23 protein-coding genes are annotated in these 23,390 nt (G+C 69.7%); 13 read left to right on the top strand and 10 right to left on the bottom strand.

Annotation, left to right across the window (positions count from 1 at the left end; genetic code table 11):
• Positions 1-109: 109 nt before the first annotated feature.
• The 4 genes from A3Q40_RS17320 to recR are packed head-to-tail and all read left to right on the top strand — an operon-like array spanning position 110 to position 1,846.
• Entirely contained in the window at positions 110-544 is a 435-nt protein-coding gene (locus A3Q40_RS17320) for an SRPBCC family protein (RefSeq protein ID WP_068104102.1), read from the top strand.
• The gene (locus A3Q40_RS17315; protein ID WP_068104100.1) at positions 541-846 is read left to right on the top strand and encodes a hypothetical protein; all 306 of its coding nucleotides are present in this window, start codon (positions 541-543) and stop codon (positions 844-846) included. Before A3Q40_RS17320 ends, A3Q40_RS17315 begins: the two co-directional genes overlap by 4 nt.
• Before the next feature lie 39 nt (positions 847-885).
• Positions 886-1,224, top strand: coding sequence for a YbaB/EbfC family nucleoid-associated protein (locus A3Q40_RS17310; RefSeq protein WP_068104098.1), 339 nt, complete (start codon positions 886-888; stop codon positions 1,222-1,224).
• A 10-nt stretch (positions 1,225-1,234) separates the two neighbouring features.
• On the top strand, positions 1,235-1,846 hold the full coding sequence (gene recR, locus A3Q40_RS17305; RefSeq protein ID WP_068104096.1) for a recombination mediator RecR: 612 nt from the start codon (positions 1,235-1,237) through the stop codon (positions 1,844-1,846).
• Between the two features lie 4 nt (positions 1,847-1,850).
• On the opposite strand, the gene A3Q40_RS17300 is transcribed toward recR, so the two are convergent.
• From A3Q40_RS17300 to A3Q40_RS17290, 3 genes are all read right to left on the bottom strand, one after another.
• A complete protein-coding gene (locus A3Q40_RS17300) occupies positions 1,851-2,531 on the bottom strand; it encodes a response regulator (protein WP_068104095.1) in 681 nt (226 codons plus the stop codon).
• Position 2,532: 1 nt separating this feature from the next.
• A complete protein-coding gene (locus tag A3Q40_RS17295; protein ID WP_235606348.1) occupies positions 2,533-4,212 on the bottom strand; it encodes a sensor histidine kinase in 1,680 nt (559 codons plus the stop codon).
• Between the two features lie 98 nt (positions 4,213-4,310).
• Positions 4,311-4,721 carry a hypothetical protein gene (locus A3Q40_RS17290; protein ID WP_068104093.1) on the bottom strand — a complete coding sequence of 137 codons (411 nt, stop codon included), beginning with the start codon at positions 4,719-4,721 and terminating at the stop codon, positions 4,311-4,313.
• 461 nt (positions 4,722-5,182) lie between these two features.
• Here A3Q40_RS17290 and A3Q40_RS17285 point away from each other — a divergent pair, with 461 nt between their 5' ends.
• The 4 genes from A3Q40_RS17285 to A3Q40_RS17270 all read left to right on the top strand — a co-directional run bounded on the left by A3Q40_RS17285 (position 5,183) and on the right by A3Q40_RS17270 (position 9,140).
• On the top strand, positions 5,183-6,166 hold the full coding sequence (locus A3Q40_RS17285; RefSeq protein ID WP_235606347.1) for a Bug family tripartite tricarboxylate transporter substrate binding protein: 984 nt from the start codon (positions 5,183-5,185) through the stop codon (positions 6,164-6,166).
• A gap of 74 nt (positions 6,167-6,240) precedes the next feature.
• Positions 6,241-7,623: a CitMHS family transporter gene (locus A3Q40_RS17280; RefSeq protein ID WP_068104089.1), complete on the top strand. Its 1,383-nt coding sequence runs from the start codon at positions 6,241-6,243 to the stop codon at positions 7,621-7,623.
• Positions 7,624-7,650: 27 nt separating this feature from the next.
• Positions 7,651-8,049, top strand: a complete 399-nt coding sequence (locus A3Q40_RS17275; RefSeq protein ID WP_068104087.1) for a universal stress protein — start codon at positions 7,651-7,653, stop codon at positions 8,047-8,049.
• On the top strand, positions 8,046-9,140 hold the full coding sequence (locus A3Q40_RS17270; RefSeq protein ID WP_068104085.1) for an AbrB family transcriptional regulator: 1,095 nt from the start codon (positions 8,046-8,048) through the stop codon (positions 9,138-9,140). Before A3Q40_RS17275 ends, A3Q40_RS17270 begins: the two co-directional genes overlap by 4 nt.
• 248 nt (positions 9,141-9,388) lie before the next feature.
• On the opposite strand, the gene A3Q40_RS17265 is transcribed toward A3Q40_RS17270, so the two are convergent.
• The 7 genes from A3Q40_RS17265 to A3Q40_RS17235 all read right to left on the bottom strand — a co-directional run bounded on the left by A3Q40_RS17265 (position 9,389) and on the right by A3Q40_RS17235 (position 17,066).
• Entirely contained in the window at positions 9,389-10,051 is a 663-nt protein-coding gene (locus A3Q40_RS17265; protein ID WP_068106511.1) for a type 1 glutamine amidotransferase, read from the bottom strand.
• 34 nt (positions 10,052-10,085) lie between these two features.
• On the bottom strand, positions 10,086-11,396 hold the full coding sequence (locus A3Q40_RS17260) for a Mur ligase family protein (protein ID WP_068104083.1): 1,311 nt from the start codon (positions 11,394-11,396) through the stop codon (positions 10,086-10,088).
• 77 nt (positions 11,397-11,473) lie between these two features.
• Complete coding sequence (locus A3Q40_RS17255; RefSeq protein WP_068104081.1) at positions 11,474-12,463, bottom strand: ABC transporter ATP-binding protein; 990 nt, start codon at positions 12,461-12,463, stop codon at positions 11,474-11,476.
• Positions 12,460-13,608, bottom strand: coding sequence for an ABC transporter ATP-binding protein (locus tag A3Q40_RS17250; RefSeq protein ID WP_235606346.1), 1,149 nt, complete (start codon positions 13,606-13,608; stop codon positions 12,460-12,462). Before A3Q40_RS17250 ends, A3Q40_RS17255 begins: the two co-directional genes overlap by 4 nt.
• Positions 13,605-14,537, bottom strand: coding sequence for an ABC transporter permease (locus A3Q40_RS17245; RefSeq protein ID WP_068104079.1), 933 nt, complete (start codon positions 14,535-14,537; stop codon positions 13,605-13,607). Before A3Q40_RS17245 ends, A3Q40_RS17250 begins: the two co-directional genes overlap by 4 nt.
• The gene (locus tag A3Q40_RS17240; RefSeq protein ID WP_069972981.1) at positions 14,534-15,478 is read right to left on the bottom strand and encodes an ABC transporter permease; all 945 of its coding nucleotides are present in this window, start codon (positions 15,476-15,478) and stop codon (positions 14,534-14,536) included. Before A3Q40_RS17240 ends, A3Q40_RS17245 begins: the two co-directional genes overlap by 4 nt.
• 34 nt (positions 15,479-15,512) lie before the next feature.
• Positions 15,513-17,066, bottom strand: a complete 1,554-nt coding sequence (locus A3Q40_RS17235; RefSeq protein WP_068104077.1) for an ABC transporter substrate-binding protein — start codon at positions 17,064-17,066, stop codon at positions 15,513-15,515.
• 328 nt (positions 17,067-17,394) lie between these two features.
• Between A3Q40_RS17235 and A3Q40_RS17230 the strand changes: the two genes are divergently transcribed.
• The 5 genes from A3Q40_RS17230 to A3Q40_RS17210 are packed head-to-tail and all read left to right on the top strand — an operon-like array spanning position 17,395 to position 23,329.
• Positions 17,395-18,567: an acyl-CoA dehydrogenase family protein gene (locus A3Q40_RS17230; protein ID WP_068104075.1), complete on the top strand. Its 1,173-nt coding sequence runs from the start codon at positions 17,395-17,397 to the stop codon at positions 18,565-18,567.
• Positions 18,568-18,583: 16 nt separating this feature from the next.
• On the top strand, positions 18,584-20,755 hold the full coding sequence (locus A3Q40_RS17225) for an acetate--CoA ligase family protein (protein ID WP_235606345.1): 2,172 nt from the start codon (positions 18,584-18,586) through the stop codon (positions 20,753-20,755).
• Entirely contained in the window at positions 20,752-21,684 is a 933-nt protein-coding gene (locus A3Q40_RS17220) for an SDR family oxidoreductase (protein WP_068104073.1), read from the top strand. Before A3Q40_RS17225 ends, A3Q40_RS17220 begins: the two co-directional genes overlap by 4 nt.
• Complete coding sequence (locus A3Q40_RS17215) at positions 21,681-22,526, top strand: MaoC/PaaZ C-terminal domain-containing protein (RefSeq protein WP_068104071.1); 846 nt, start codon at positions 21,681-21,683, stop codon at positions 22,524-22,526. Before A3Q40_RS17220 ends, A3Q40_RS17215 begins: the two co-directional genes overlap by 4 nt.
• Positions 22,523-23,329, top strand: coding sequence for an acyl-CoA thioesterase domain-containing protein (locus A3Q40_RS17210; RefSeq protein WP_068104069.1), 807 nt, complete (start codon positions 22,523-22,525; stop codon positions 23,327-23,329). Before A3Q40_RS17215 ends, A3Q40_RS17210 begins: the two co-directional genes overlap by 4 nt.
• The last annotated feature ends 61 nt before the right edge of the window (positions 23,330-23,390 follow it).

Genomic DNA, 23,390 nt, shown 5'->3' with positions numbered 1-23,390 from the left:
CCGTCACGCAACCGTTGCCGGGTGGACGTCTCTCGGCAGCGTCGAGGGGACCGTGCGCACCGTGGAAGAATGGGACGAAAGACCCCCGACGCTCAGGAGGAATGCGTTCATGGCCAAGGTCAGCGCCAGCACGTCCCACACCGTCGCCGCGACCCCGGAGCAGGTGCTGGCGGCACTGTCGGACTACCAGACCGTGCGCCCGCGGATCCTGCCCGAACAGTACCGGGACTTCACCGTCGTCGAGGGCGGTCAGGGCGACGGCACCGTGGCCACCTGGACCCTGCAGGCCACGAAGAAGCGTGCGCGCGACGTCCGCGCCTCCGTTCGCGTCGCCGGCGACACGATCACCGAGACGGACGCCAATTCCTCCATGGTCACCACGTACCGCGTGGCGCCGGCGGGTCAGGGCACCGAGGTCACCACGACCACCGAGTGGACCGGCGCCGGCGGCATCGGCGGGTTCTTCGAGAAGACGTTCGCCCCGCTCGGCCTGAAGAAGATCCAGGCGCAGGTCCTCGAGAACCTCTCCCGCCAGGTCGGGTGAGCGAGTCCGGCCCCGAGCGGACGCCCGACGGCCACTACGTGGTGATCGACGGGCGCCGCTGGCGGGCGACCGACCCGGCCATCCCGGAGGACCGGCAGGCCGAACTGCGGTCGATTCTCATGGCGTGGCGACGCGACGTGCGGCGCACCGGCGGCGCGCCGGAGTCGCGCGCCGGTGTGCAGGCGGCCAAGGTCGCGCTCGGCGAGCGCGGCACCCCGTGGTGGGAGCAGAGCGACGACGAACGCCGACGACGCTGGGAGGCCCGGGTCCCGCGGCCGGGCGATGTCGGTACGGACGACTAGGCTGGACGCACGCTTTCCCCCTCCGAGAGGACACCGACGGTGCAACCCGGCGATCAGCCCGACATGTCCCAGCTGCTCCAGCAGGCGCAGCAGATGCAGCAGCAACTGATGGCCGCGCAGGCCGAGATCGCCGCGACGGAGGTCACCGGCAGCGCCGGTAACGGACTCGTCGTCGCCACCGTCACCGGGAGCGGTGAGGTCACGGGCATCACCATCGACCCCAAGGTGGTCGATCCCGAGGACGTCGAGACGTTGCAGGACCTGATCGTCGGCGCTCTCGCCGACGCCTCGCGCGCGGCCGGCGAGGTGGCCTCGCAGAAGCTCGGGCCGCTGGCCGGGCTGGGCGGCGGCGGCATGCCGGGTCTGCCCGGCTTCTAGGTCGCTCGGGGTGTACGAAGGACCGGTTCAGGACCTGATCGACGAGTTGGGCAAGCTGCCCGGTGTCGGTCCGAAGAGCGCGCAGCGCATCGCCTTCCACCTCCTCGGAGTCGAGGCGCCGGACATCGACCGGCTGCAGAACGCGCTCGCCCGCATTCGTGACGGGGTGCAGTTCTGCACCATCTGCGGGACCGTCTCGGACAAGGAGCAGTGCCGCATCTGCGCCGATCCGCGGCGTGACCGCTCGATCATCTGCGTGGTCGAGGAGCCGAAAGACGTGCAGGCCGTGGAGCGCACCCGCGAGTTCAAGGGGCGCTACCACGTGCTCGGGGGCGCGCTGGATCCGCTCAGCGGCATCGGCCCGGACCAACTGCGGGTGCGAGAGTTGTTGACGCGCATCGGCACTCAGGATGACGGGGTCGACGTCACCGAGGTGATCATCGCAACCGATCCCAACACCGAGGGCGAGGCGACCGCGACGTACCTCCTGCGCATGCTGCGCGACTTCCCCGGCCTATCGGTGACCCGGCTCGCGTCGGGACTGCCGATGGGCGGCGATCTCGAGTTCGCCGACGAGCTCACGCTCGGACGCGCGGTGGCCGGCCGTCGCGTGATGGGGTAAGCCCCTACCGCCGCAACCGGTACAGCCGCTCCGGGCGTCCCACACTGCCGTAGTCCAGCGAGACGAGCACCTTGTCGACGTCCGACAGGTACTCGAGGTAGCGCCGCGCACTGGACCGGGACATGCCGGTGCGGTCGGCCATCGCGCTGGCCGACACCGCTCGCCCCGGGTCCTCGGTCTCCACCTCGCGCAGCTGCTGCTCGACGGTGGCGAGCGTCTCGGCGCTCAGCCCCTTCGGCAGCCGGGACGGCGAGCCGCGCAGGCCGAACGCCTTGTCGACGGCGTCCTGCTCCGCTTCCTGCGCGGCCGCCAACGCCTCACGCGTGTGCCGGTAGTGGTCCAACCGCTCCTGGAGCGCGGCGAACTTGAACGGCTTGATCAGGTAGTGCACCGCACCCGAGCGCAGGGCCCGCTGCACCGACTCGGCCTCCCGCTCGCTGGTGATCACCAGTACGTCCAGGTCGGGGATGATCTCGCGGAACGGGCCGATCAGGTCGAGGCCCGTCACCCCGGGCAGGTGCACGTCGAGCAGCACCAGGTCGGGCCGGGCGGACTCCACCTTCTCCAACGCCTCCTGCGCCGTGTGGGCGACGCCGCAGACCTCGAACCCGGGCACCTTGCCCACGAAACCGGTGTGGACACGGGCGACCATGAAGTCGTCGTCGACCACCAGCACCTTCAGCACGTCATCGTTCCTTCCCCGCGCTCGCCGCCTCGTGCGCCCTGGACGGGACGTCGAGGGTCGCGACGAACACCGTCCAGCGACCATTCTCCGCCGCCTCGGTCGTGCCCACGGTCCGCACCCGGACCTCGCCGCTCCCGCGGCGGCAGACCACCCGCACCAGCGCGAGGCCGAAGCCGTGTCCGTCCGACGACGTCCCCTTCGTGCTCCACCCCTGCTCGAAGACGCGGTCGACGTCGGCGTCGGCGATGCCGGGACCGTTGTCGGCCACCGTCACCGTCACGCGGTCGTCGTCGTCCTGCGTGATGGTCACCCGCACGGTGGCATCCGGCGTTCCGTGCTCGAGGAGGGCGTCGACGGCGTTGTCGACGAGGTTGCCCACCACCGTGCACAGGTCTCGCGAGGCGTCGTCGTCGGCGCGCCGCAGGGACGAATCCGGGGTGAGTTCGACGGTCACCGACCGGGCGGCCGCCGCGCCGATCTTGGCGATGAGCAGCGCCGCGACCCCCAGGTCGGCGACGCGGTCGGTCACGGCCGAGGTGAGCCTTTCGCGGTGCTCGGTGATGCCGTCGACGTACCGCTCCACCTCGTCGTACTCGCCGAGCTGCACCAGTCCGGAGATGGTGTGGAGCTGGTTGTCGAACTCGTGGATGTGCTCGCGCAGCGCGGTCGAACTGGTGCGGCTGATGTCGAGCTTGCTCTCGATCTCGCTGAGTTCCGTCCGGTCGCGGAACGTCGTCACGGTGGCGACGATGCGTCCCGACTCCTCGATGGGGACCGTGTTGAAGACCAGGATGCGGTCGCCGGTCAACACCAGCTGATCGCCGTCGTCGCTCGGGTGGCGGAGCACGCGCTCGATGCGGTCGTCGAGGCCCAGGTCGTCGACCTGCTTGCCCACGCTGTCGGCCCCGAGTCCCAGCATGTCGTGGGCGCTGCGACTCAGCAGGAGCACCGTGCCCTTCGGGTCGAGCGCGACGACGGCTTCCTTCAGACCCTCGAGCATCGCCTGGCGTTGGCGGACCAGGTCCACGATCTCGCCCGCCTCGAGGCCCATCGTCTGCCGTTTGACCCGCCGGGCCAGCAGGATCGAGCCGACCGCTCCCAGCAGCGTCGCCACGGCGAGGTAGATCACCAGGTCCGGCGTCGACTGCGCGAGCCTCGACCACACCGACGGGTACTCGCGACCCACGATCGCAACGCCGACGATGCCCCCGTCGGGACCGAGCACGGGAACCTGTGACTGCACCGACTTCCCCGGTTCGAGCGCCGTGTTCTCGCTCGTCTCGGCCAGACCCGTCCAACTGCGCCCGACGCGTGCGCCCGCGCCCTCGTCGGCCGAGGTCTCCCCGATGCGCGTGGGGTCGGTCGCGGCGACGATCCGGCCGTCGGTGTCCGTCAGCTGTGCGTAGTCGAGGCCGGACACCGCACGAACCGAGTCGAGCGCGCCCTGCAGTCCCGAGCGGATGCGCGGCTGGGCACTCGGCAGCAACTGTCGGACCGTGGGGTTCGCGGCCAGGTTCTCCGCCGCCGACTGCACCCGTAGACCCTGCTCACGCTGGAACGTCGCCGACGACTGCGCCAGCGACAGCGCACCCACCACCACGAGCACCGCCACCACGATCAGGAGTTGGAGCGCGAGGAGTTGCGCCGACAGGGTCCGTCTGACCCGCAGCCGTCGACTCACGACCTGCACGGTACCGCCGGCGTGACGATGAACAGCATGAACGGCCTACGAAGCACCTCGGTGTCGGGCCGGGGTCCTTCGCAAGAAGCGCTCTGGCGCTAGCCGGCCCACCGGGTGCCGCCCAGAACGATCAGACCGTCGTTGCCGGCTGCGTTCAGGTAAACGAAGCCCAGATCACCGGGAAGCGCCCCGGCGGGCTGCGGGTTGTCGTTGCTCGACTGCTCGTTGTACCAACCGACCGAAAGTTGGGCTGCGTCCCGGCTGTGGCCGTGCCACGCGTACACCTGGATGCGGTTGCCGCCGGCGCCGACCTCGTAGTCGAGCCACCCCCAGTTGTTGCCGGGATTGCCGGCGTCGCCGGTCGGATCGTGGAGCCAGGCGACCTCGGCGGGCTGTACCGAGACGCCCACGTCCTCCCGCTTGTAGCCGGACCACGACGTTCCGCGTGAGTCCAAGGCCACCAGGGTGTGTGGCGTTTGATTGATGATCATGATCCGGAAATCCGACATTGATTCGCTCCTTACACGGAAACGGTGGACGACGTCTCGGACGGTAACGCCAGGTCCGATAGGACGGGCGTGGAACGGCCCCCGTGTTTCGGTATTTTGAGACGCAGTAGAACAGTGAGTTAGCCTGTTGGACAGCACATTACGAAGTCTTTCGTCCAGACGGTCGCGTCGGTTCCGTGGCTCCGACGACTTCGGTGGACTGTCCGTGGTCGGGGAAGAAACGTGACCGGCGCTCCGCCGACGAATCCAGGTTCGGGCAAGTCCTCGGTAACCCGGCGATTCAAACCCCGCCGATCGAGACACCCGACGGTTTCTCGTCCCGCCAGAAGCATTCGAGGTCCGGTACGGACGTCGATCCGGCCGCGTCAGGGTTACGCGCGGACGGAGCGCGCAGAATGAACACAACGCGAACTGTGCACCAAAGGGTGACCACAGTCACAAGCTGCGTCAGAGTGAGACTCGTGACCGACATCCGACGTGTTCGCCGCGGCATCCTCGTGATGCTCACGGCGCTGACCCTCGCGCTGTCCGCGTGCGGTGGGTCGGTCACGTCGATGGTGACCGGTGCGACCCAACCCGGGCTGCGCATCATCGCCCCGTCGGTCGCCGGAGGCGGTTACGACCTGACCGCCCGCAGCGTGTCCCGAGCCTGGGCGGCACAGGGCGTCGCGGTCGACGACGTCCTGGTGCTGCCCGGCTCGGGCGGTGTGGTCGGTCTCGGTCGGCTCGCCGCGGAACGCGGCAACGAACACCTGCTGCTCATGATGGGCCTCGGGCTCGTGGGCGCGTTGGCGACCATTCCGTCCGAGTACACGCTGGACGACGTGACGCCGATCGCCCGCCTGGTCACCGAGCCCGAGGTGGTGTTGGTGCCGGCGGCGTCGCCGCTGCGCACTCTCGACGATCTGGTGGCTCGCTGGCGCGCCGACGACGACCTCCGCTTCGGCGGCGGATCCGCCACCGGTGGGCCCGACGGGTTGTTCCGAACGCGGCTGGCGCGCGCGATCGGCGTCGATCCCGACGCCACCGGCTACCGGGTCTTCGACGGCGGCGGTGAGCTTCTCCCCGCGCTGCTGACCGGCGAGGTGGACGTGGCCACCACGGGCGTCAGCGAATACCTGGACCAGCTCGCGTCGGGCACCGTCCGTGCGCTGGCCGTCAGCTCGGACGACGCCGTCGCGGGGGTCGACGCACCCACCCTGCGCGAGGAGGGCGTCGACCTGGTCTTCGACAACTGGCGGGGTCTGATGGCGCCGCCGGGCCTACCGCCGGACCGGGTTCGGACCCTGATCCGGCAGGTCGGCGAGCTGGTCGCCTCGGACGACTGGGCCCGCCTCACCGAACGGAACGGATGGCAGAACGCCCTCCTGACCGGTGACGACTTCCGCGCCTTCCTGCGCGATCAGGCGGACATGGTCGCCGCCACGCTCGATCCCGCCGCCTGAGCGCGGCCCACCCATTCCACCCCTGCCCTGCTGCGTCCTGCTGCCCTGCCCGACCCCGAACGAGGAGTGACCCCATGTTGGTGATTCTCGGCTTCCTGATGGTGGCCGCCTTCATGTTCCTGATCCTGACCAAACGCGCGACCCCCGTGGTCGCGTTGATCCTGGTGCCCGTCATCTTCGGCCTGTTCGCCGGCGCGGGGCTCGGGATCGGGGACATGATCACCGACGGCATCAAGTCGTTGGCCCCCACCGCCGCCCTGCTGTTCTTCGCGATCATCTTCTTCGGCATCATGATCGACGTCGGCCTGTTCGATCCGCTGGTGCGCGGCATTCTGCGACTGGTGCGCAACGACCCCATGAAGCTCGTGGTCGGTACCGCCGTGCTGGCCATGGTGGTCTCGCTGGACGGCGACGGATCGACGACGTTCATCATCGTCACGTCCGCGCTGCTGCCGCTCTACCTGAAACTCGGTGTCTCCCCGGTCATCCTGACCGTGGTGGCCGGTCTGGCCAACGGCACCATGAACATCATCCCGTGGGGTGGACCGACGGTGCGGGCCGCGTCCGCGCTCGGCATCTCGCCGTCCGAGGTCTTCGTTCCGATGGTGCCCTCGCTCGTCGCCGGCCTGGTGATCGTCCTGCTGTTCTCGGTCCACCTCGGTCTGATGGAGCGGCGTCGTCTCGGCTCGCTCGTCTTCGACCAGGAGATGGTGTCCGTCGGTGGCGGCGGCAGCGACACGGCTCGCCCCGCGCGTCGGACCGGTGGCGGTGCGGGCGGCGACGCCGACGGCGGTGCCGGCCAGTTCATCGACGGACTCGACCCGCAGCGTGACACCCTGCGCCCGAAGCTGTTGTGGTTCAACGCGGCTCTGACCGTCGCTCTGCTCGTCGTCCTCGTCATGGACATCCTGCCCATCCCGGTGCTGTTCATGATCGCGGCGTCGATCGCGCTGACCGTCAACTTCCCCAAGGTCAAGGAGCAGGGCGAGGCCATCGCTCGGCACTCCGCCTCGATCGTCTCCGTCGTCGCCATGGTGCTCGCCGCGGCCGTCCTGACCGGCGTGTTCTCGGGCACCGGCATGGTCGAGGCCATGGCCGAGTGGCTGCTGGGCGTGATCCCGAGCTCGATGGGTCCGTTCCTCGCCGTCATCACCGGTGTGCTGTCGATCCCGCTGACGTTCTTCATGACCAACGACGCCTTCTACTTCGGCATCCTCCCGGTGCTCACCGAGACCGCCGCGCAGTACGGCATCGAGCCCGTCGAGATGGCGCGGGCCTCCATCACCGGTCAGCCCGTCCACCTGCAGAGCCCGTTGGTCCCGGCCATCCTGCTGCTGGTCACCCTCGCCGGTGTCTCGCTGGCCGACCACCACAAGAAGGTGCTCTGGCGCGCGACCGTCGTCTCGCTGGCGATGCTGGCCGTCGGTGTGCTCCTCGGCCAGATCCCCATGGGCTGACCCGGACCGTCGAGAGGAGACCACGTCATGAGTGTCGCCGTCGTCCACAACACCGCCGCAGAAGGGCGTCGCGCGCTGGCCTCGGGCCTCACCCAGGCTCGCGTGCTCGGCACCGATCTGGTTGTTCTGCATGCGTTCTCGGGATCGCCGGACCCGGCGTCCGAGGCCAAGGAATCGGCTGCGGTCAGGGACGCCGTGCTCGCCGGCCTGGACGAGATCGGGGAACCCGACGCGGCCTGGACGCTGCTGGCGGGCCAGCCGGATCCCGACGCCGTCAGCACCCTCCTGGGACTGGTCGAGGACGCGAAAGCCGAACTGCTGGTGGTGGGTTCGCGTCACCGCTCCGCCGTCGGAAAGTTCCTCATGGGTCAGTCGGTGCAGCGACTGCTGCTCGAGACCTCGATTCCGGTGCTGCTGGTCAAGTGACCCGAGCTCGCACCGTCGCCGTGAGCGCCGCCCGCTGGGTGGCGCTCACGGCCGTGTCCGTGGCCGGCTGGGTCGCGCTCGACGCCGCCGGTCTGACGGCCCCGTCGCTCTTCGCGGCCCTGGTGGTCGCGGTGATCTTCGCGCTCACCGGGCTGGGGCCCGCGCGGGTGCCGCGTCTCGGATCGATGGCGGCGCAGGGTGCCCTCGCGGTGACGATCGGGCTCATGATCGATCCTGACACGTTGAGGTCGTTGGGCGACAACGCGATTCCCGCAGTGCTCGTCGGCGTCGCGACGTTGGTGGTCAGCGCGGGTGCCGGCGCCCTTCTCGCACTGAACCGCGAGGTGACCGCCGCAACGGGGATGCTGTCGCTCATCGCGGGCGGCGCCACCGGACTCGTCGCCGCGGCGCGGGAACTCGGCGGGGACGAGCGGGTCGTCGCCGTGGTGCAGTACCTGCGCGTCGCGCTCGTGGTGGTCACCATGCCGCTGGTGGTCACCTTCGCGTTCCACGCCGACACCCACGCGGTGGCAGCGTCGGACACGGGCGGCCGGTCGTACCCGTGGTGGGCAGCCCTCGGCTTCGTCGTCGCCGCGGTCGTGGTGGGCATCGTCGTCGGCCGGCTGCTGCGCCTCCCTGCGCCGGCCACTCTCGGTCCGTTGCTCGTGTCCGGGGCGTGCGCCCTGTCCGGCTGGCCCGGTGACCTCGACGTTCCGGCGGCGGTGCTGCCGGTGGCGTTCCTGATCATCGGATGGCAGGCGGGGCTGGCCTTCACCCTGCAGAGTCTGCGGTTGATCGGCCGCCTGTTCCCCTACGCCGTGGCCCTCGTCGTCGGCGTCGGTGTGGTCTGCGCGCTGTTCGGGTGGCTGCTCGCGGAGCTGACCGGGACTTCGATGCTCACCGGCTACCTCGCCACCACCCCCGGCGGCCTGGCCGCGGTGCTCGCGGTCTCCGCCTCGACGGGGTCCGACGTCACCTTCGTCGCCTGCGTGCAGCTGATCCGGCTGGTGCTCATGCTGATCGCCGCGCCCGTGATCGCCACGCTCCTCACCCGGCGGGCCTCACGGCGTCAGGAGTCCGTCGGCGTCTGAGCGCCGGGCCCGATCGTCCACAACTGGGCCGGATCGCCGGGATCCCGTGGCCCGACGCGAGTTGTGGGCACCGGCGCCCGGCGCGCGAGTTTCGGCACATTCTCGAGGGAGGTTCCGCGGATTCGCGGGTTCGGGGCGGATCGGGTGGCGAAACTCGCGCCGGAACCGGGCCCGATCGTCCACAACTCGGTCGGATCGCCGGGATCCCGTCGGAGCGGGCGAGTTGTGGGCACCGGCGCCCGCGGACGTCAGCGGCGCAGACGCTCCGTGCGCAGCTGCTCGACGTCGGGCAGGTGCAGCGGCTCCAGCGTCCGCCCCAGCGCCGTCTCCAGGAGGTGATCCGCCAACTCGGGGTTCCGCGCGAGGGCCGGCCCGTGCATGTAGGTGCCGATGACGGAGCCCTGCACCACACCCTCGGTCCCGTCGCCGACACCGTTGCCCACCCCACGCTCGACGCGAGCGAACGGGGCGGCGTCGGACCCGAGAGTGGTTCCGCCGCGGTGGTTCTCGAAGCCCGTGAGGGTCTGACTCAGTGCCGAGGTCGCGGGCCGGGTGACCACCTCGCCGATGGCGCGTTCGGTCCGCGGCGCGGTGGTGAGGTCGAGCATGCCGACACCGTCGACGCGCTCCCCGGAACTGGTCTCGTACCAGTGGCCGAGCACCTGGATGGCGGCGCAGATCGCGAGCACGGGCGCCCCTCGTTCGGCGGCACGTTGGAGTCCGGGATACCGAGTCAGGTGCCGAGTCGCCAGCCGCTGCGCCGAGTCCTCGGCGCCACCCAGGACGTAGACGTCGAGGGAGTCCGGGACCGGGTCGTTCAGCGTGATGGAGACGATCTCGGCGTCCTGCCCTCGCATCCGGAGGCGTTGCCGCAGAACGAGGGCGTTGCCGCCGTCGCCGTAGGTGCCCATGACGTCGGGCAGGACCAGGCCGATGCGGACGGTGTCAGGCACCGGGAGCCTCCTTGGCGGTCTCGCGGGCCAGTGCGCGACCCAGGTCGCGGAACGCGGTGTAGTTCGCCAGCACCTCGACCCGGCCAGGGGGGCAGGACTCGATGGCGCGCAACGGATCAGCGACGACCTCGTGCTCGGCGGCGGCGTAGGTGAGGCGCACGCCGAGGTCGGTCGCTCGCTCGCCCGACGCGACGACGCGGGTGTTCTCGAAGTGCTCGAACCGCACGTCCCACAGCCACGAGAGGTCCTCGCCGTCGGGGACCTGACCGTTGACGGCGATGACCAGACCGTCGGCGTCGGGGTCGATCATCGACAGGGCTTCCTGCCACCCGGCGGGGTTCTTGGCCAACAACATTCGGACGGTGTGCGGGCCGTACTGCACCGTGCCGTAGCGTCCGGCGACCTCACCGACCGTGGACACCGCGGCGACGGCGTCCTCGGCACGCGCACCCATCGCGACGGCGGCCGCGACGGCCTGGGCGGCATTGCCGCGGTTGGCGCGGCCCGGCAGCGCGAGAGACATCGGCAGCACGAGACCGTCTGGGCCGTACAGGTTCTCGTCGTCGAGCCACCACGACGGCTCCGGCCGGGCGAACTCGCGGCCGTCCGCGAGGGGCGCCGTGCTGCGCCAGCGGGGTCCGTCCCACACGATGGGTTCACCGGTGCGCGGGCAACTGACGGAATCGCTCACCCAGCCTGCGCCCGCGGCCACCCACACCACGTTCGGCGCGTCGAACGCCGCCGAGGTGACCAGGACGTCGTCGCAGTTGGCCACAACGATCGTCTCGGGGTGACGGGCCAGGCCCGCTCGCAATTTCCGCTCGATCATGTTGATCTCGCCGACGCGGTCCAACTGGTCGCGGCTGAGGTTGAGCAGCACGACGACCTCGGGGTTCACCGCGTCGGAGACGTGGGGGACGTGCAGCTCGTCCACCTCGAGCGCAGCCAGGGGGGCGGCGCGACGGGCCGTCAGCGCCGCGACGATGCCGGCGTCCATGTTGGCGCCGTCGGCCTGCGTGGCCACCTCGCCGAGGGTGCCGAGGGCGGCGGCCGTCATCCGAGTGGTCGTGGACTTGCCGTTGGTGCCGGTGATCACGGCGGTGCGGCGCCCGCGACCCAGGCGCGTCATCAGCGCGGGGTCGATCTTGAGTGCGACGAGGCCACCGATCATCGACCCCTGACCGCGACCGGCCTTCCGGGACGCCCAGGCGGTGGCCGAGGCGGCTCCCAGGGCGATCCGGCCCCGCAGGCCGATCGAGCCGCGGGGGGCGGCGGCGCGCCGGGACGAAGTGCTGTCGACCATGGTGATCGATCCTCCCACACCCCGACCGCGCCGCCCGGGCGGCGGACGGCGGGGGTGACGGGGGTGACAGACGCAGCCTAGAGAGCGAAGTGGCAGGCCGAGAGAGTGCCGTTCGCGCGAGGGAGCAAGGCGGGCTGTTCGGTACGGCACACGGGCTGCGCCAGCGGGCAACGGCTCGAGAAGGCGCACCCGGCAGGCGGGTGGGCGGGGTCGGGAACGTCGCCTTCGAGGATCGTCTTGGGTCGCGCACGCTGGATCGCGGGATCGGGAACGGGGATGGCCGACAGCAGCGCTCGGGTGTACGGATGCGTCGGGCGCTCGTACACCTCCTCCGCGGAACCGATCTCCACGATCCGGCCGAGGTACATCACGGCGATCCGGTCGCTCACGTGCCGCACCACGCTGAGATTGTGCGAGATGAAGAGACAGGTCAGATCGAACTCCGCGGACAGGTGCACCAGGAGGTTGATGACCTCCGATTGCGTGGAGACGTCCAGCGCGGAGACGGCCTCGTCGGCCACGATGACCTTGGGGTCGAGCGCCAGTGCGCGGGCGATGGCCACTCGCTGTCGCTGGCCGCCGGACATCTCACCCGGATAGCGGTGAGCGAATTCGGTCCGCAGGCCCACCTTGGTCAGCAGCGTGGCGACGCGGGCCTCGGCCTCGTGACGCGGAGTGCGCTCGAAGATGCGCATCGGTTCGGCGATCGCATGTCCGACGGTCTTGGTCGGGTCGAGCGAGGCGTACGGGTCCTGGAAGATCATCTGCAGATCGCGGCGCCGGCGGCGCAGCGCACGGCGGGACAGGGTCATCAGGTTCTCGCCCTGGAAGACCACCTCACCCTTCTCCGGGGTGTCCAGTCCGAGGATGCAGCGACCCAGCGTCGATTTGCCCGAGCCGGATTCACCCACGATGCCGAGGGTTTCGCCGGCGCGAAGGGTGAGGTCGACCTCGCGCACCGCGCGGACCTGCTCGCGCGGCCGGCCGAGAAGGTCGCGCGACCGCACGAAGGACTTCTCGAGGTCCCTGACCTCGAGGAGGACGGAGGAGTCCGCGGTGATCGTCATGCTCGAGTCTCCGTGCTGTCGGGGGTGGTCGTGTTCGGGGTTCCGGTGTCGGTCGGGTCCGCGGCCTCGAGGGGCTCCGCACGGCGCGCGGGCACCGCTCGGGCGGACAGCGGCGGCAGGAGGTCGGTCACGTCGCCGCCGACCACCCGGACGCAGCGGGTGCTGCGGTCACCACCCATCGGCACGAGAGGCGGGTGGTCGCCGTCGCAGACGCCGGCCCGAGCATGGGTGCATCGCGGCGCGAACCGACAGCCGACGGGCATCTGCTCCGGCCGCGGCACCATGCCGGGGATGGCCACCAGATCGTCGCCCGGCGCGATCCGCTGGGGGAGCGACGCCAGGAGCCCGGAGGTGTAGGGGTGCAGCGGGTCCGCGAAGAGCGGGCCGACGGGACCCGTCTCGACGGGCTCGCCCGCGTACATCACCGTGACCTCGTCGCAGAAGTCCGCGACGACACCGAGGTCGTGGGTCACGAGCAACACGGCGGTGCCGAGTTCGGAACGCAGACGTCGAAGCAGGGCGAGGATGCCGGCCTGCACGGTGACGTCGAGGGCGGTGGTCGGCTCGTCGGCGATGAGCAGCTTCGGCTCGCACGCGATCGACATCGCGATCATGGCGCGCTGGCGCATGCCGCCACTGAAGCTGTGCGGGTAGTCCTTGGCGCGTCGTGCGGCGGCGGGGATCCCGACGAGATCGAGCACCTCGACGGCGCGCGCCCAGGCACGCTTGCGGGTGGTGCCGCGGTGGATCCGCACGGTTTCGGCGATCTGCTCGCCGACGGTGAAGACCGGGTTCAGGCTGGTCATCGGCTCCTGGAAGATCATGGCGATCTCCCGTCCACGGATGCGCTGCATCTGCCGCTCGGACTTGCCCAGCAGTTCGTCGCCGCCGAACTCGATCGACCCTGCCGCGACACGACTGTTGTGCTTCGGGAGCAGTCCGAGCACGGCCAGTGCGGTGACCGTCTTACCCGATCCGGATTCGCCGACCAGGGCGCGGGTGCCGCCGGGGGCGAGGTCGAGATGAGCGTCGGTGACCACCGGGGTCCAGCCCGCCTCGGTGCGGAACTCGACCCGCAGTCCGTCGATGGCGAGGAGCGAATCGCCGGTCCCGAGGGAGTGGGGGGCGTCGTCGAGCAGCGTCACGACTTTCTCCTTTCCTGACCGACGGCGTCACGAATGCCGTCGCCCAGCATGTTGAGCGAGAGGATGGTCAACACGATCGCGATGCCGGGAGGGACGACCATCCACGGGCTCTGGAACCGGTTGTCGAATGCGCTGCGCAGCATCGAACCCCAACTGGCCGTGGGGGGTTGGACGCCGAGACCCAGGAAGCTCAAGCCGGCCTCGGCCAGCAGAGCGAGCGACATCATGAGCGTCACCTGCACCAGCAGCGGAGACCGGACGTTGGGGAGGACATGCGTGAGCACCGTGCGGGCGGTGGAACATCCGACCACCTTGCTCGCCTCGATGTAGGTCTCCTCGCGCACGTTGATGGTCGACCCCCGCACCACGCGAAACAGGCGGGGTGCCGACGCCGCGCCGACGGCGAGCATCGCGTTGACCAGTCCGGGACCGAAGATCGCGATGATGGCGAGGGCGAGGACGAGGGCGGGCAACGCGATCAGGGCGTCGGCGACACGCCCTGCGATCCAGTCGAATCGGCCGCCGAGGTATCCGGCGAGCAGACCGAGCGGCAGACCGGTGACGACGGCGAAGCCGACGGCGATGAGCGGGGCGACGAGGGAGATCTGCGTCGCGTGGATCAGCCGGCTCAGGGTGTCGCGGCCGAGCTGATCGGTGCCGAGGAGATGCCCGTCCGAGAACAGCGGCAGGAAGGCGGACGCCAACTTTTGGTGCGCCGGATCGTACGGCGCGATCCAAGGCGCTGCCGCGGCCACGACGACGAGGAAGCCGAGGAAGATCAGGCACACCTTGTTGGTCCGCGAGGACCACACCCGGCGGGCGAAGGCGCGGCCCGGGGACGGTGTGGTGCGGCGGCCGGTGGGCCGGGACGGCGACGCGACGCGTGGTCGCACCGTGTCGAGCGGTGACGCAACTTGTCTGATGGTCATGCTTGCCGCGCTTTCGGGTTGAAGTAGGCGTACGACACGTCCACGAGGAGGTTGACGATCAGGACGAACAGAGTGATGACGACCACGAAGGCCTGGATCACCGGAAAGTCGCGCTCGAGGATGGCTTTGAGTGCGACGGATCCGAGCCCGGGCATGCCGAACACCTGCTCGACGATCACCGCGCCGCCGATGAGCGCGGCGGTCTGGAGGCCGAACACCGTGACGACGGGGACGGCGGCGTTCTTGGTCGTGTGCTTCATGACGACCTTCCATCGGGGAAGGCCCTTGGCGGTGGCGGTACGGATGTAGTCCCGTTCGAGGACGTCGACCACGCCGGCACGGGCCTGCCGGGCGATCTCGGCCGCCGTCACCGTGCCGAGCGCGAAGGCCGGCAGCGCGAGGTGCGAGAACCAGGACACGACGCCGTCGCCGAGCGGGGAGTAGCCGGTGGCGGGGAACAGTCGGAACTGCAGCGAGAACAGTGTCACCAGGATCATGCCGAGCCAGAAGCTAGGCATGGAGATGCCGAGGGTGGTGAGGCCGGTCAGGGTCCGGTCGATCCAGGTGCCGCGGCGCAGTCCGGCGAGCACACCGGCGACGACGCCGACCAGGAGCGACCACGACAACGCGACGAACGCCAGGGAGAGCGTGACGGGCAGGGCTTCGAGGATGGCGTCGATGTTGCGATGACTGCTGAGCAGCGACGTACCGAAGTCGCCGGTCGCGAGATTGCCGACCCAGGACACGTACTGGACGACGATGTTGCGGTCGAGTCCCAATTGCGTTCGGGTGGCGGCCACTTGGTCCGCCGAGGCGTTCTCGCCGGCGGCGACGACGGCGGCGTCGCCGGGAATCAGGTGAATCATCGAGAAGCTGAGCACCGTCACGATGAGCAGGACGGGGACGGCGGCGAGAAGTCTTTTCAGGACGAAGATCAGCACGGGAACGTCACCTCGGTGGTCGGGGGTCGGGTGGTCATCGGCTGACGTCCATGGTGCGAAGCCCGGTGCCGCCGGTCTTGTAGAACTCGTAGTTGCCGACGTTGCCCTGGCTGGCCACGGACGTCACCGAGTGGCACAGCACGATCTGGGCCGGTCCCATGTCGAAGGCCTCGGCGAGCAGGTCCTGGTAGGCGCGGGCCCGCTCGTCGACGTCGGTGCTGCGCGCCGTGCTCTCGAGCAGGGCGGGCATGCGGTCGGTGGTGAGGCCGCCGGGATTGTCGCCGCCGGTCGGGAGGTACGCGGCGCGGGCATAGAGGCCGGGGTCGGTCCCGCCGCCGAACTGGCCCACCAGGGCGTCGGCCTCGCCGGAGACGAACCGGGCCCGCGACTGCGTCGCGTCCATGACCTCGATCTTCATGTCGATGCCGATGTCGGCGAGATTCTGCTGCACCACCTGGGCGTTGTTCTGGTAGATGGACAGGCTGGGAACCGCTGCGGTGAAGGTGAATCCGTTCGCCAGGCCCGCGTCCTCGAGCAGCGCGCGGGCGCGGTCGGGGTCGTGGTCGGCCCAGCCGGAGTCGTCGAGCGCGTCGCTGTGCGCGAAGTAGCCCTCGGGGTAGGGCTGCGCCCCGGGGATGCAGTCCCCGGAGTACAGAACGCGCGAGATCGCCTCGCGGTCGATCGCGAGATTCATCGCCTGCCGGACGCGCTTGTCACCGAATTCGCTGCGGGCGGAGTTCAGCGAGATGCGGGCCATGCTGGTGCTGGCCCCCGTCGCAGTGAAGACCTGCAGTCCGCCGGCTCGCGCCTCCTCCTTCTGCGGACCCACGACACCGGTCATGGTGGATTCGCCGGCGCGCAGCGAATTCATTCTGGTCGCGGTGTCGAGCTGGATGAGAAACGTCAGCTTCGCGAATCGGTAGGCGTCGTCGTCCCAGTAGTCCGGGCGTCGATCGAAATGATAGGCAGTGCCGGGAATGCTGCTGGTCATCACGAATGCACCTGCGCCGACCGGATTCTGATCCAGGTCCGCATTGTTCAGGGCCGCGGGAGAGACCATCATGCCCGGCCGCGAGGCGAGCAGCGTCGGCAGTGCGCCGCCGGGCCCGACCAGATCGAAGCGCACTCGCCGCTCGTCGAGAACGGTCACCGATCCGATGGTCCGATCGACCTGGCTGCGAATGGTGGACTGCGGGTCGGTGAGGATGCGGTCCATGTTCGCCTTGACCGCGGCCGCGTCGACGGGTGTTCCGTCGGAGAACGTCGCACCGTCCCGCATGGTCAGGGTGAAGGTGCCGGCTGTGTCGTCGAGCTCCCAGGACTCCGCGAGCATGGGGATCGGATTGCCGTCGGTGTCGACGTCGGTGAGGCGGTCGTAGATGACCTGGAGCAGCGGCAGGTCGTTCTCCGTCACGCCGCGGTGCGGATCCATGCTGCTCGGCACGACGATCTGGGCGTAGACGACGGACGCGTCGCGGTCGAGAGCGGCGGGGTCGAAAGTGCGCTGGTCGATGTCCGCGCACGAGGCGGCGAGTACGGAGACGGTCAGCAACGTCAGGACTCGTTTCAGAGCCGATCGTCGCGTCATCGGGTTCTCCCTCCAACAAGCGTTCGAGTGGTGTGGGGGCTGTCGTCGCCGTGAGTCGAAAAGCCTGGGAGAGTGCGGAACCGAGTCCTGCACCACCGGTGGAGTGATCTGCGTCTCAGTGCGATTTCTAGAAGAATGTTCTAAAACGACCCGGGTGTCAAGCGATACCGGGGCCCCGGCCGGCGGGGGTTGACAAACCGGATCGGCTGTCGCACGCTGCCCTAGATCGCAGTTCTAGAATCCCGTTCTGGCTCGGCTCCGGCGCACGTTCGACACCGCGTTCCGGCCCGGCCGACCCGTACGCCCCACTCGGAAGGCAGCACGCGACATGGTCGATTTCGCACTGAACGAAGAAGAAGAATTGATGCGCAAGTCCGTCCGCGCATTCCTGGAGAAGGAAGTCATCCCGCTCGAATCCGAGGTGCTGCGCAACGAACGCGAGGGCCGGCCCGGTCTCGAGGATTCCGTGGTGAAAGAATTGCGCGCGAAGGCGCGGAAATCCGGATTCTGGGGAATCAACACACCCGAGGAATACGGCGGCGCGGAACTCGGACCGGTGATGAGTGCAATCATCGCCGCCGAGGCCGGCCGCACGTTCGTGCCGTTCTCCTTCGGCGGGTCCGCGGACAACATCCTCTACGGCGCGAACGACGAGCAGAAGCAGCGCTACCTGATTCCCACCATCGAGGGCGAGCGGCGATCCTGCTTCGCGATCACCGAACCGGGCGCCGGCTCCGACGCGAGGAACATCCGCACACGCGCCGTCAAGGACGGATCGGACTGGGTGATCAACGGTGAGAAGATCTTCATCACCGGCGGCAACGAGGCCGACTTCGTCATGGTCTTCGCCGTCACCGACCGCGACAAGGGTGCGAACGGCGGTGTCACCTGCTTCATCGTCGACCGTGACATGGGGTGGACGTCCACGCCGATCCCCACCATGGGTCAGTGGGGGCCCGCCGCCCTGTCGTTCGTCGACGTCCGGGTGCCCGAGTCGAACGTCCTCGGCGAAGTCGGCAAGGGTTTCGACCTCGCGATGTCCTGGATCGGGCAGGGTAGGTACATGATTCCGGCACGGGCGATCGGATCGGCGGAGCGGTTGCTGCAGATGGCCATCGAGCACTCGAAGAACCGGGTGTCGATGGGTCACCCGATTGCCGAGTACCAGGCGATCCAGTGGCAGATCGCGGACTCCCACATCGAGATCGAATCCACGAAGCTGCTCACCCTGCGAGCCGCGTGGACGGTGGCGCAGGGGATGGACGCCCGGCACGTGTCGTCGGTGGCGAAGCTGCACGGATCGATCACCGCGAACAACGTGGTGGACCGCGTCCTGCAGATCCACGGCGGCATGGGCTACACCAAGGAGCTGCCCATCGAGCGCTGGTACCGCGAGCTGCGACTCCTGCGCATCTTCGAGGGAACCGACGAGATCCAGCGTCGCACGATCGCACGCAACCTGATCAAGGGACACGTCAACACGGAAGGCTTCGGGCACTGAGGTGATGAATCCGACGGTGACGACCTCGACGGCGACCGATCCGGCTCTCGGCGACCTCGACCTCCGCGCGCTCTTCGAGCCGCGCTCCATCGCGCTGATCGGGGCGACCGACAAATCGCCCTGGTCGCTCAACACCTTCCAGAACATCAGAGGGAGCAACTTCGGCGGGTCGCTCTACCTCGTCAACCGCTCGACCGACGTCGTGCACGGCGAACGCACCTACCGGTCGTTGGCCGACCTTCCCGAGGTGGTGGACCTCGTCTTCGTCATGGTCCCCACCACGGCGGTCCTACCCACCCTGCAGGACGCGGTGACGTGCGGGGTCCGCGCCGCGGTGATCCTCACCTCGGGATTCGGTGAGACCGGTCCCGAGGGCAAGGCACTCGAGGACGAAATCGTGCGGTTCTCCCGCAGTTCCGGCCTGACGGTGCTGGGCCCCAACGGCAACGGCTTCATCAACGCCTCCGCCGGCATCACCCCGTACGGATTGCCGATCGGGCGACCCCTGATCACCGGGTCCGTGGGATTCGTGCTGCAGAGCGGTGCCCTGGCCAGCTCGGTGCTGCAGTTCGCGCAGTCGCGCAACATCGGCACCAGCTTCCTGACGGCGATGGGCAACGAGTCCATGATGTCGGTCACCGACGTCATGAACTACCTCGTCGACGACGACGCGACCTCGGTCATCGCGCTGTTCCTCGAATCCGTCCGGGACCCGGACGAATTCCGGCGGGTCGCACGGCGGGCGCTGGAGGCCGGCAAGCCGGTCGTCGCCTTGAAGATCGGGCGCAGCGCGCTCGGTGCCCGCGCCGCTCTGGCGCACACCGGCGCCCTGGTCGGCGACAACGCCGTCATCGACGCCGCGTTCGAGCAGATGGGCGTGGTCCGGGTGCGGTCCCTCGAGGACCTGATCCTCACCGCCGGACTGATGGCGGGTCTCGGCGGCGGACTTCCGGGCCCACGACTGGGCGTCGTGACGCCCTCGGGCGGCGCGTCGGAGATCATCGCCGACCGCGCCGAGGACGAGGGCCTCGTCCTCCCGACCTTCGGCGCGGACACGACGCGCGAGCTGCAGGCGATCGTGCCGGCGTTCGCGACCGTGCAGAATCCACTCGACGTCACCGGCTACGTGGTGATCGACCGGACCCTCATGCGTCGTTCCCTCGAGGTGGTCGCCCGCGACCCGGAGGTCGACTTCGCGGTCCTGCTCTCGGAACTGCCGCGCGTACCCGGCAACGATCCCGAGCTGACCCTGACCGCCTACGGTGACTCGGCGCGGAGCGTGCGCGGGACCGCGGTTCCCACGGTGGTGCTGTCCACCGTGCTCACCGACGTCACCGAGTACGGACGCGAGGTCGCCCAGCGCACGAATTTCCCGCACGTCGTGGGCGGGATCGAGCACGGAATCTCGGCGATCGCCAATGCCGTTCGGTGGGAGGAGGTTCGGCGTCGCGCCCTGGGCGCGGACGCCGCACCCGAGCCTCGGCCGAGCGTGTTCGACGGCGAACCCAGCGGCATGTGGACCGAGTACGAGGCGGGGCGATTCCTTGCCTCGCACGGAGTTCCCGTCGTCCCCACCGAGCGGGTCAGCACGGTGGCGGAGGCCGTCGCGGCAGCCGAGGCCCTCGGGTACCCCGTGGTGGTCAAGGCCTCGGCCGACGGGCTGGGTCACAAGAGCGACATCGGCGGCGTGAAGTTGAATCTGCGGACGCCGGAGGAGGTGTCGGACGCTGCCCGGTCCGTGTTCGACGCTCTGTCCGGGCGCACCACCACGCCCGTCGCGCTCCTGGTGCAGCCGCACCGCTCACAGGACGGACTCGAAATGCTGGTGGGCGTGGTGCGGGACCCCGTGTGGGGCCTGACGCTCGCCGTGGGTCTCGGCGGCGTCTGGGTCGAGATCCTCGACGACGCGGCCATTCGTGTCCTCCCCGTCGGGCGTCGCGAGATCGTGCGCGCGATCGAGAGCCTGCGTGGCACGGCGTTGCTGCGCGGTGCGCGTGGTCGGGCGCCGGTCGACGTGGAGGCGCTCGCCCTCGTCGTCGAGCGCATCGCCGCGGTCGCTCACGGACTTGGCGACCGCCTGCAGGCACTGGAGATCAATCCCCTGTCCGTGACGGGCGGCGAGTGCGAGGCACTCGACGCGCTGATCACCTGGACTCTGCCGAACCCCGGAACGGAGAACACGCTGTGAGTGGACTGTGCGAAGGACGCGTCGTCGTCGTGACCGGCGCCGGCCGTGGCATCGGGCGCGGGCACGCGCTCGAGTTCGCCCGTGAGGGCGCCACGGTGATCGTGAACGACGTCGGTGCGGACGTGAACGGATCCGGCACCGCCGCCGGACCCGCCGGCGAGGTGGTGGACCTCATCCGCTCGATGGGTGGCACTGCGCGCGTCGACGGATCGGACGTGTCCGACGAGGACGGCGCACGCCGGCTGATCGAAAGCACGGTGGAGACGTACGGCGAGCTGCACGCGCTGGTGAACAACGCCGGTATCCTGCGGGATCGCATGCTGGTCAACATGTCCGCGGCCGAATGGGACGACGTGATCCGCGTCCATCTGCGTGGAACGTTCCTCTGCCTGCATCACGCGGCACGCCACTGGAAGGACCGGTCCAAGGCCGGTGCCGCGGTGGACGCCCGCGTCGTCAACACCACGTCGTCGTCGGGCATCTACGGCAACATCGGTCAGGGCAACTACGGCGCCGCGAAAGCCGGCATCGCGTCCCTTACGGTCATCGCCGCGATGGAACTTGCCCGCTACGGCGTCACCGTCAACGCCGTCGCACCGGCTGCGCTGACCCGCATGACCGAGAACCTCCCCGGTGCGTCGGCGCGACCGACGGTGCCGGAGGGCGCCTTCGACGAGAGCGCCCCCGACAACATCGCGCCGCTCGTGGTCTGGCTCTCGAGCCCCGAGGCGGCGGGGGTCACCGGGCGGGTCTTCAACGTCCGCGGCGGTCGGATCAGCGTCGCGGAAGGCTGGCGGGCGGGCCCGACTGTCGACCGGGGCGGACGCTGGAACCCGGGCGAGCTGGGGTCGGTCATCCCCGGCCTGGTGGCCGAGGCAGCCCCGAACGCGGGCATGAACGGCCTCGTTCCCGAGACGGTCGGACCATGAGTCTCGACACCGACCTCGTGGGATCGCCCGGCCCCACCCGACGGCGCCGGTGGACCTCGGCGGACGCGCTGCTCTACGCAGTGGGGGTGGGGGCAGGGCAGGCCGGTGACCCGGCCGACCTGCCGTACGTCACCGAGAACTCGGCCGGCGTCGAGCAGAAGGTCCTGCCGACCTACGGCGTCCTGGTCGGGCAGGGCGGGCTCGGCCGGCCGATGGGATCCTTCGATCCGGCGATGCTCGTGCACGCGGAACAATCCTTCGAGCTGCACGCGCCCCTGCCCGTCGAGGGCGACGTCGAGGTGACGTCCACCGTGACCTCGATGGTGGACAAGGGGTCCGGTGCGCTGATCACGGTCGAGTCGTCGTCGCGCACGGCGGACGGCGGCGTACCGATGGTCACCACTCGGTCGTCGATGTTCGTCCGGGGCGAGACGGTGGCGGGGCGGGGAATCGCGCCGCCGACCGCCGAAGCGTTGCCGACGACGTCCCCCGACGCCGTCGTCACGTATCCGACCCGGCCGGAACAGGCTCTGCTTTACCGGCTCTCGGGAGATCGGAACCCGCTGCACTCCGATCCGTCGTTCGCGGCGCGGGCGGGATTCGACCGCCCGATCCTGCACGGGCTGTGCACCTACGGGATCACCGGCCGGGCACTGATCCGGACGGCCTGCGAGTCCGACGGTGACCGCCTCACCTCCATGTCGGGACGCTTCACCCGTCCCGTCCGACCCGGCCAGTGCCTCACCGTCGAGGTGTGGAACATGCCCGACGGCATTCGTTTCCGGACGTCGCTGGACGACGGGACCGTGGTGCTCGATCGTGGCAGCGCGGTGGTCGCATGACCGCCACCGTGCAGGACGGGACGGCCGCAGGCGGCTCCGCCGAGGCCCCGGGCGGCTCCCTCGAGGCGTTCTTCGTCGGCGGCGACGGCCGGTACGAGCCGCGGGCGCACGCCCGTAGCCCGTGGTCGGAGAGCCTCGTCGCCGGCCGGCTCGTCTGCGGTCTGATGGCCAGGGAAGTCGAGAACGCCCTCCCGGCCGAGGGATTCGTCCCTAGTCGGATGACCGTCGACCTGTTCCGCCCCATCCCCCTGCAGCCGATCACGATCGCGGCGCACACCGTCCGCGACGGACGCCGCATTCGGGTGATCGATGTCGACGCGTCGGTCGACGGGATCGTGGTGGCACGGGCCTCGGTGCTGGCACTGCGCTCCGGGGCGGCCGACGAGGAGGTGGCTTGGACGCACATCTCGCATCGCCCGCCGAATCCCGATCTGGTCGCGCCGCCCACGCGGACGGCTCCGCGCCACTTCGGGGAGGTCCGACGGGTGACCGATCCGGACGACCGCCGCTTCGCGTGGTTCCGCGAGACGGCGCCGATGGTGGAGAACACCGCGGGCAGTCCGTTCGAGGTGGCTGCCATGGCCGCCGACTGGGTCAGCCCGTTCACCAACATGGGAGCGACACGCCTGCACTACATCAACGGCGATGTGACGCTGTATCTCTCGCGCCTCCCGGTCGGACCGTGGATCGGCTTCGAGAACATCGATCGCGTCGTCACGGACGGTGTGGCCGTGTCCACCTGCGCATTGCACGACGTCACGGGTCGGATCGGCAGCGCCTCCGCCGCGGCCCTGCCGTACTGACCCGCCCCTCGCCCCTCGCCCGGCGCCGCGTGCCGGGCTCCGCCCTCGACGAGAAACGAGT

It is taken from the genome of Rhodococcus sp. PBTS 1, assembly GCF_001620025.1.
In the GTDB taxonomy this organism is placed as follows: domain Bacteria; phylum Actinomycetota; class Actinomycetes; order Mycobacteriales; family Mycobacteriaceae; genus Rhodococcoides; species Rhodococcoides kroppenstedtii.
Note: the sequence above shows the minus strand (reverse complement) of the source record. Positions and strands in the feature narration are given on the sequence as shown.

Coding starts and splice junctions, on each gene's coding strand:
- A3Q40_RS17320 (WP_068104102.1), top strand. CDS start 110: ATGGCCAAGGTCAGCGCCAGCACGTCCCACACCGTCGCCGCGACCCCG.
- A3Q40_RS17290 (WP_068104093.1), bottom strand. CDS start 4,721: ATGTCGGATTTCCGGATCATGATCATCAATCAAACGCCACACACCCTG.
- A3Q40_RS17280 (WP_068104089.1), top strand. CDS start 6,241: ATGTTGGTGATTCTCGGCTTCCTGATGGTGGCCGCCTTCATGTTCCTG.
- A3Q40_RS17275 (WP_068104087.1), top strand. CDS start 7,651: ATGAGTGTCGCCGTCGTCCACAACACCGCCGCAGAAGGGCGTCGCGCG.
- A3Q40_RS17265 (WP_068106511.1), bottom strand. CDS start 10,051: ATGGGCACCTACGGCGACGGCGGCAACGCCCTCGTTCTGCGGCAACGC.
- A3Q40_RS17260 (WP_068104083.1), bottom strand. CDS start 11,396: ATGGTCGACAGCACTTCGTCCCGGCGCGCCGCCGCCCCCCGCGGCTCG.
- A3Q40_RS17255 (WP_068104081.1), bottom strand. CDS start 12,463: ATGACGATCACCGCGGACTCCTCCGTCCTCCTCGAGGTCAGGGACCTC.
- A3Q40_RS17245 (WP_068104079.1), bottom strand. CDS start 14,537: ATGACCATCAGACAAGTTGCGTCACCGCTCGACACGGTGCGACCACGC.
- A3Q40_RS17235 (WP_068104077.1), bottom strand. CDS start 17,066: ATGACGCGACGATCGGCTCTGAAACGAGTCCTGACGTTGCTGACCGTC.
- A3Q40_RS17230 (WP_068104075.1), top strand. CDS start 17,395: ATGGTCGATTTCGCACTGAACGAAGAAGAAGAATTGATGCGCAAGTCC.
- A3Q40_RS17215 (WP_068104071.1), top strand. CDS start 21,681: ATGAGTCTCGACACCGACCTCGTGGGATCGCCCGGCCCCACCCGACGG.
- A3Q40_RS17210 (WP_068104069.1), top strand. CDS start 22,523: ATGACCGCCACCGTGCAGGACGGGACGGCCGCAGGCGGCTCCGCCGAG.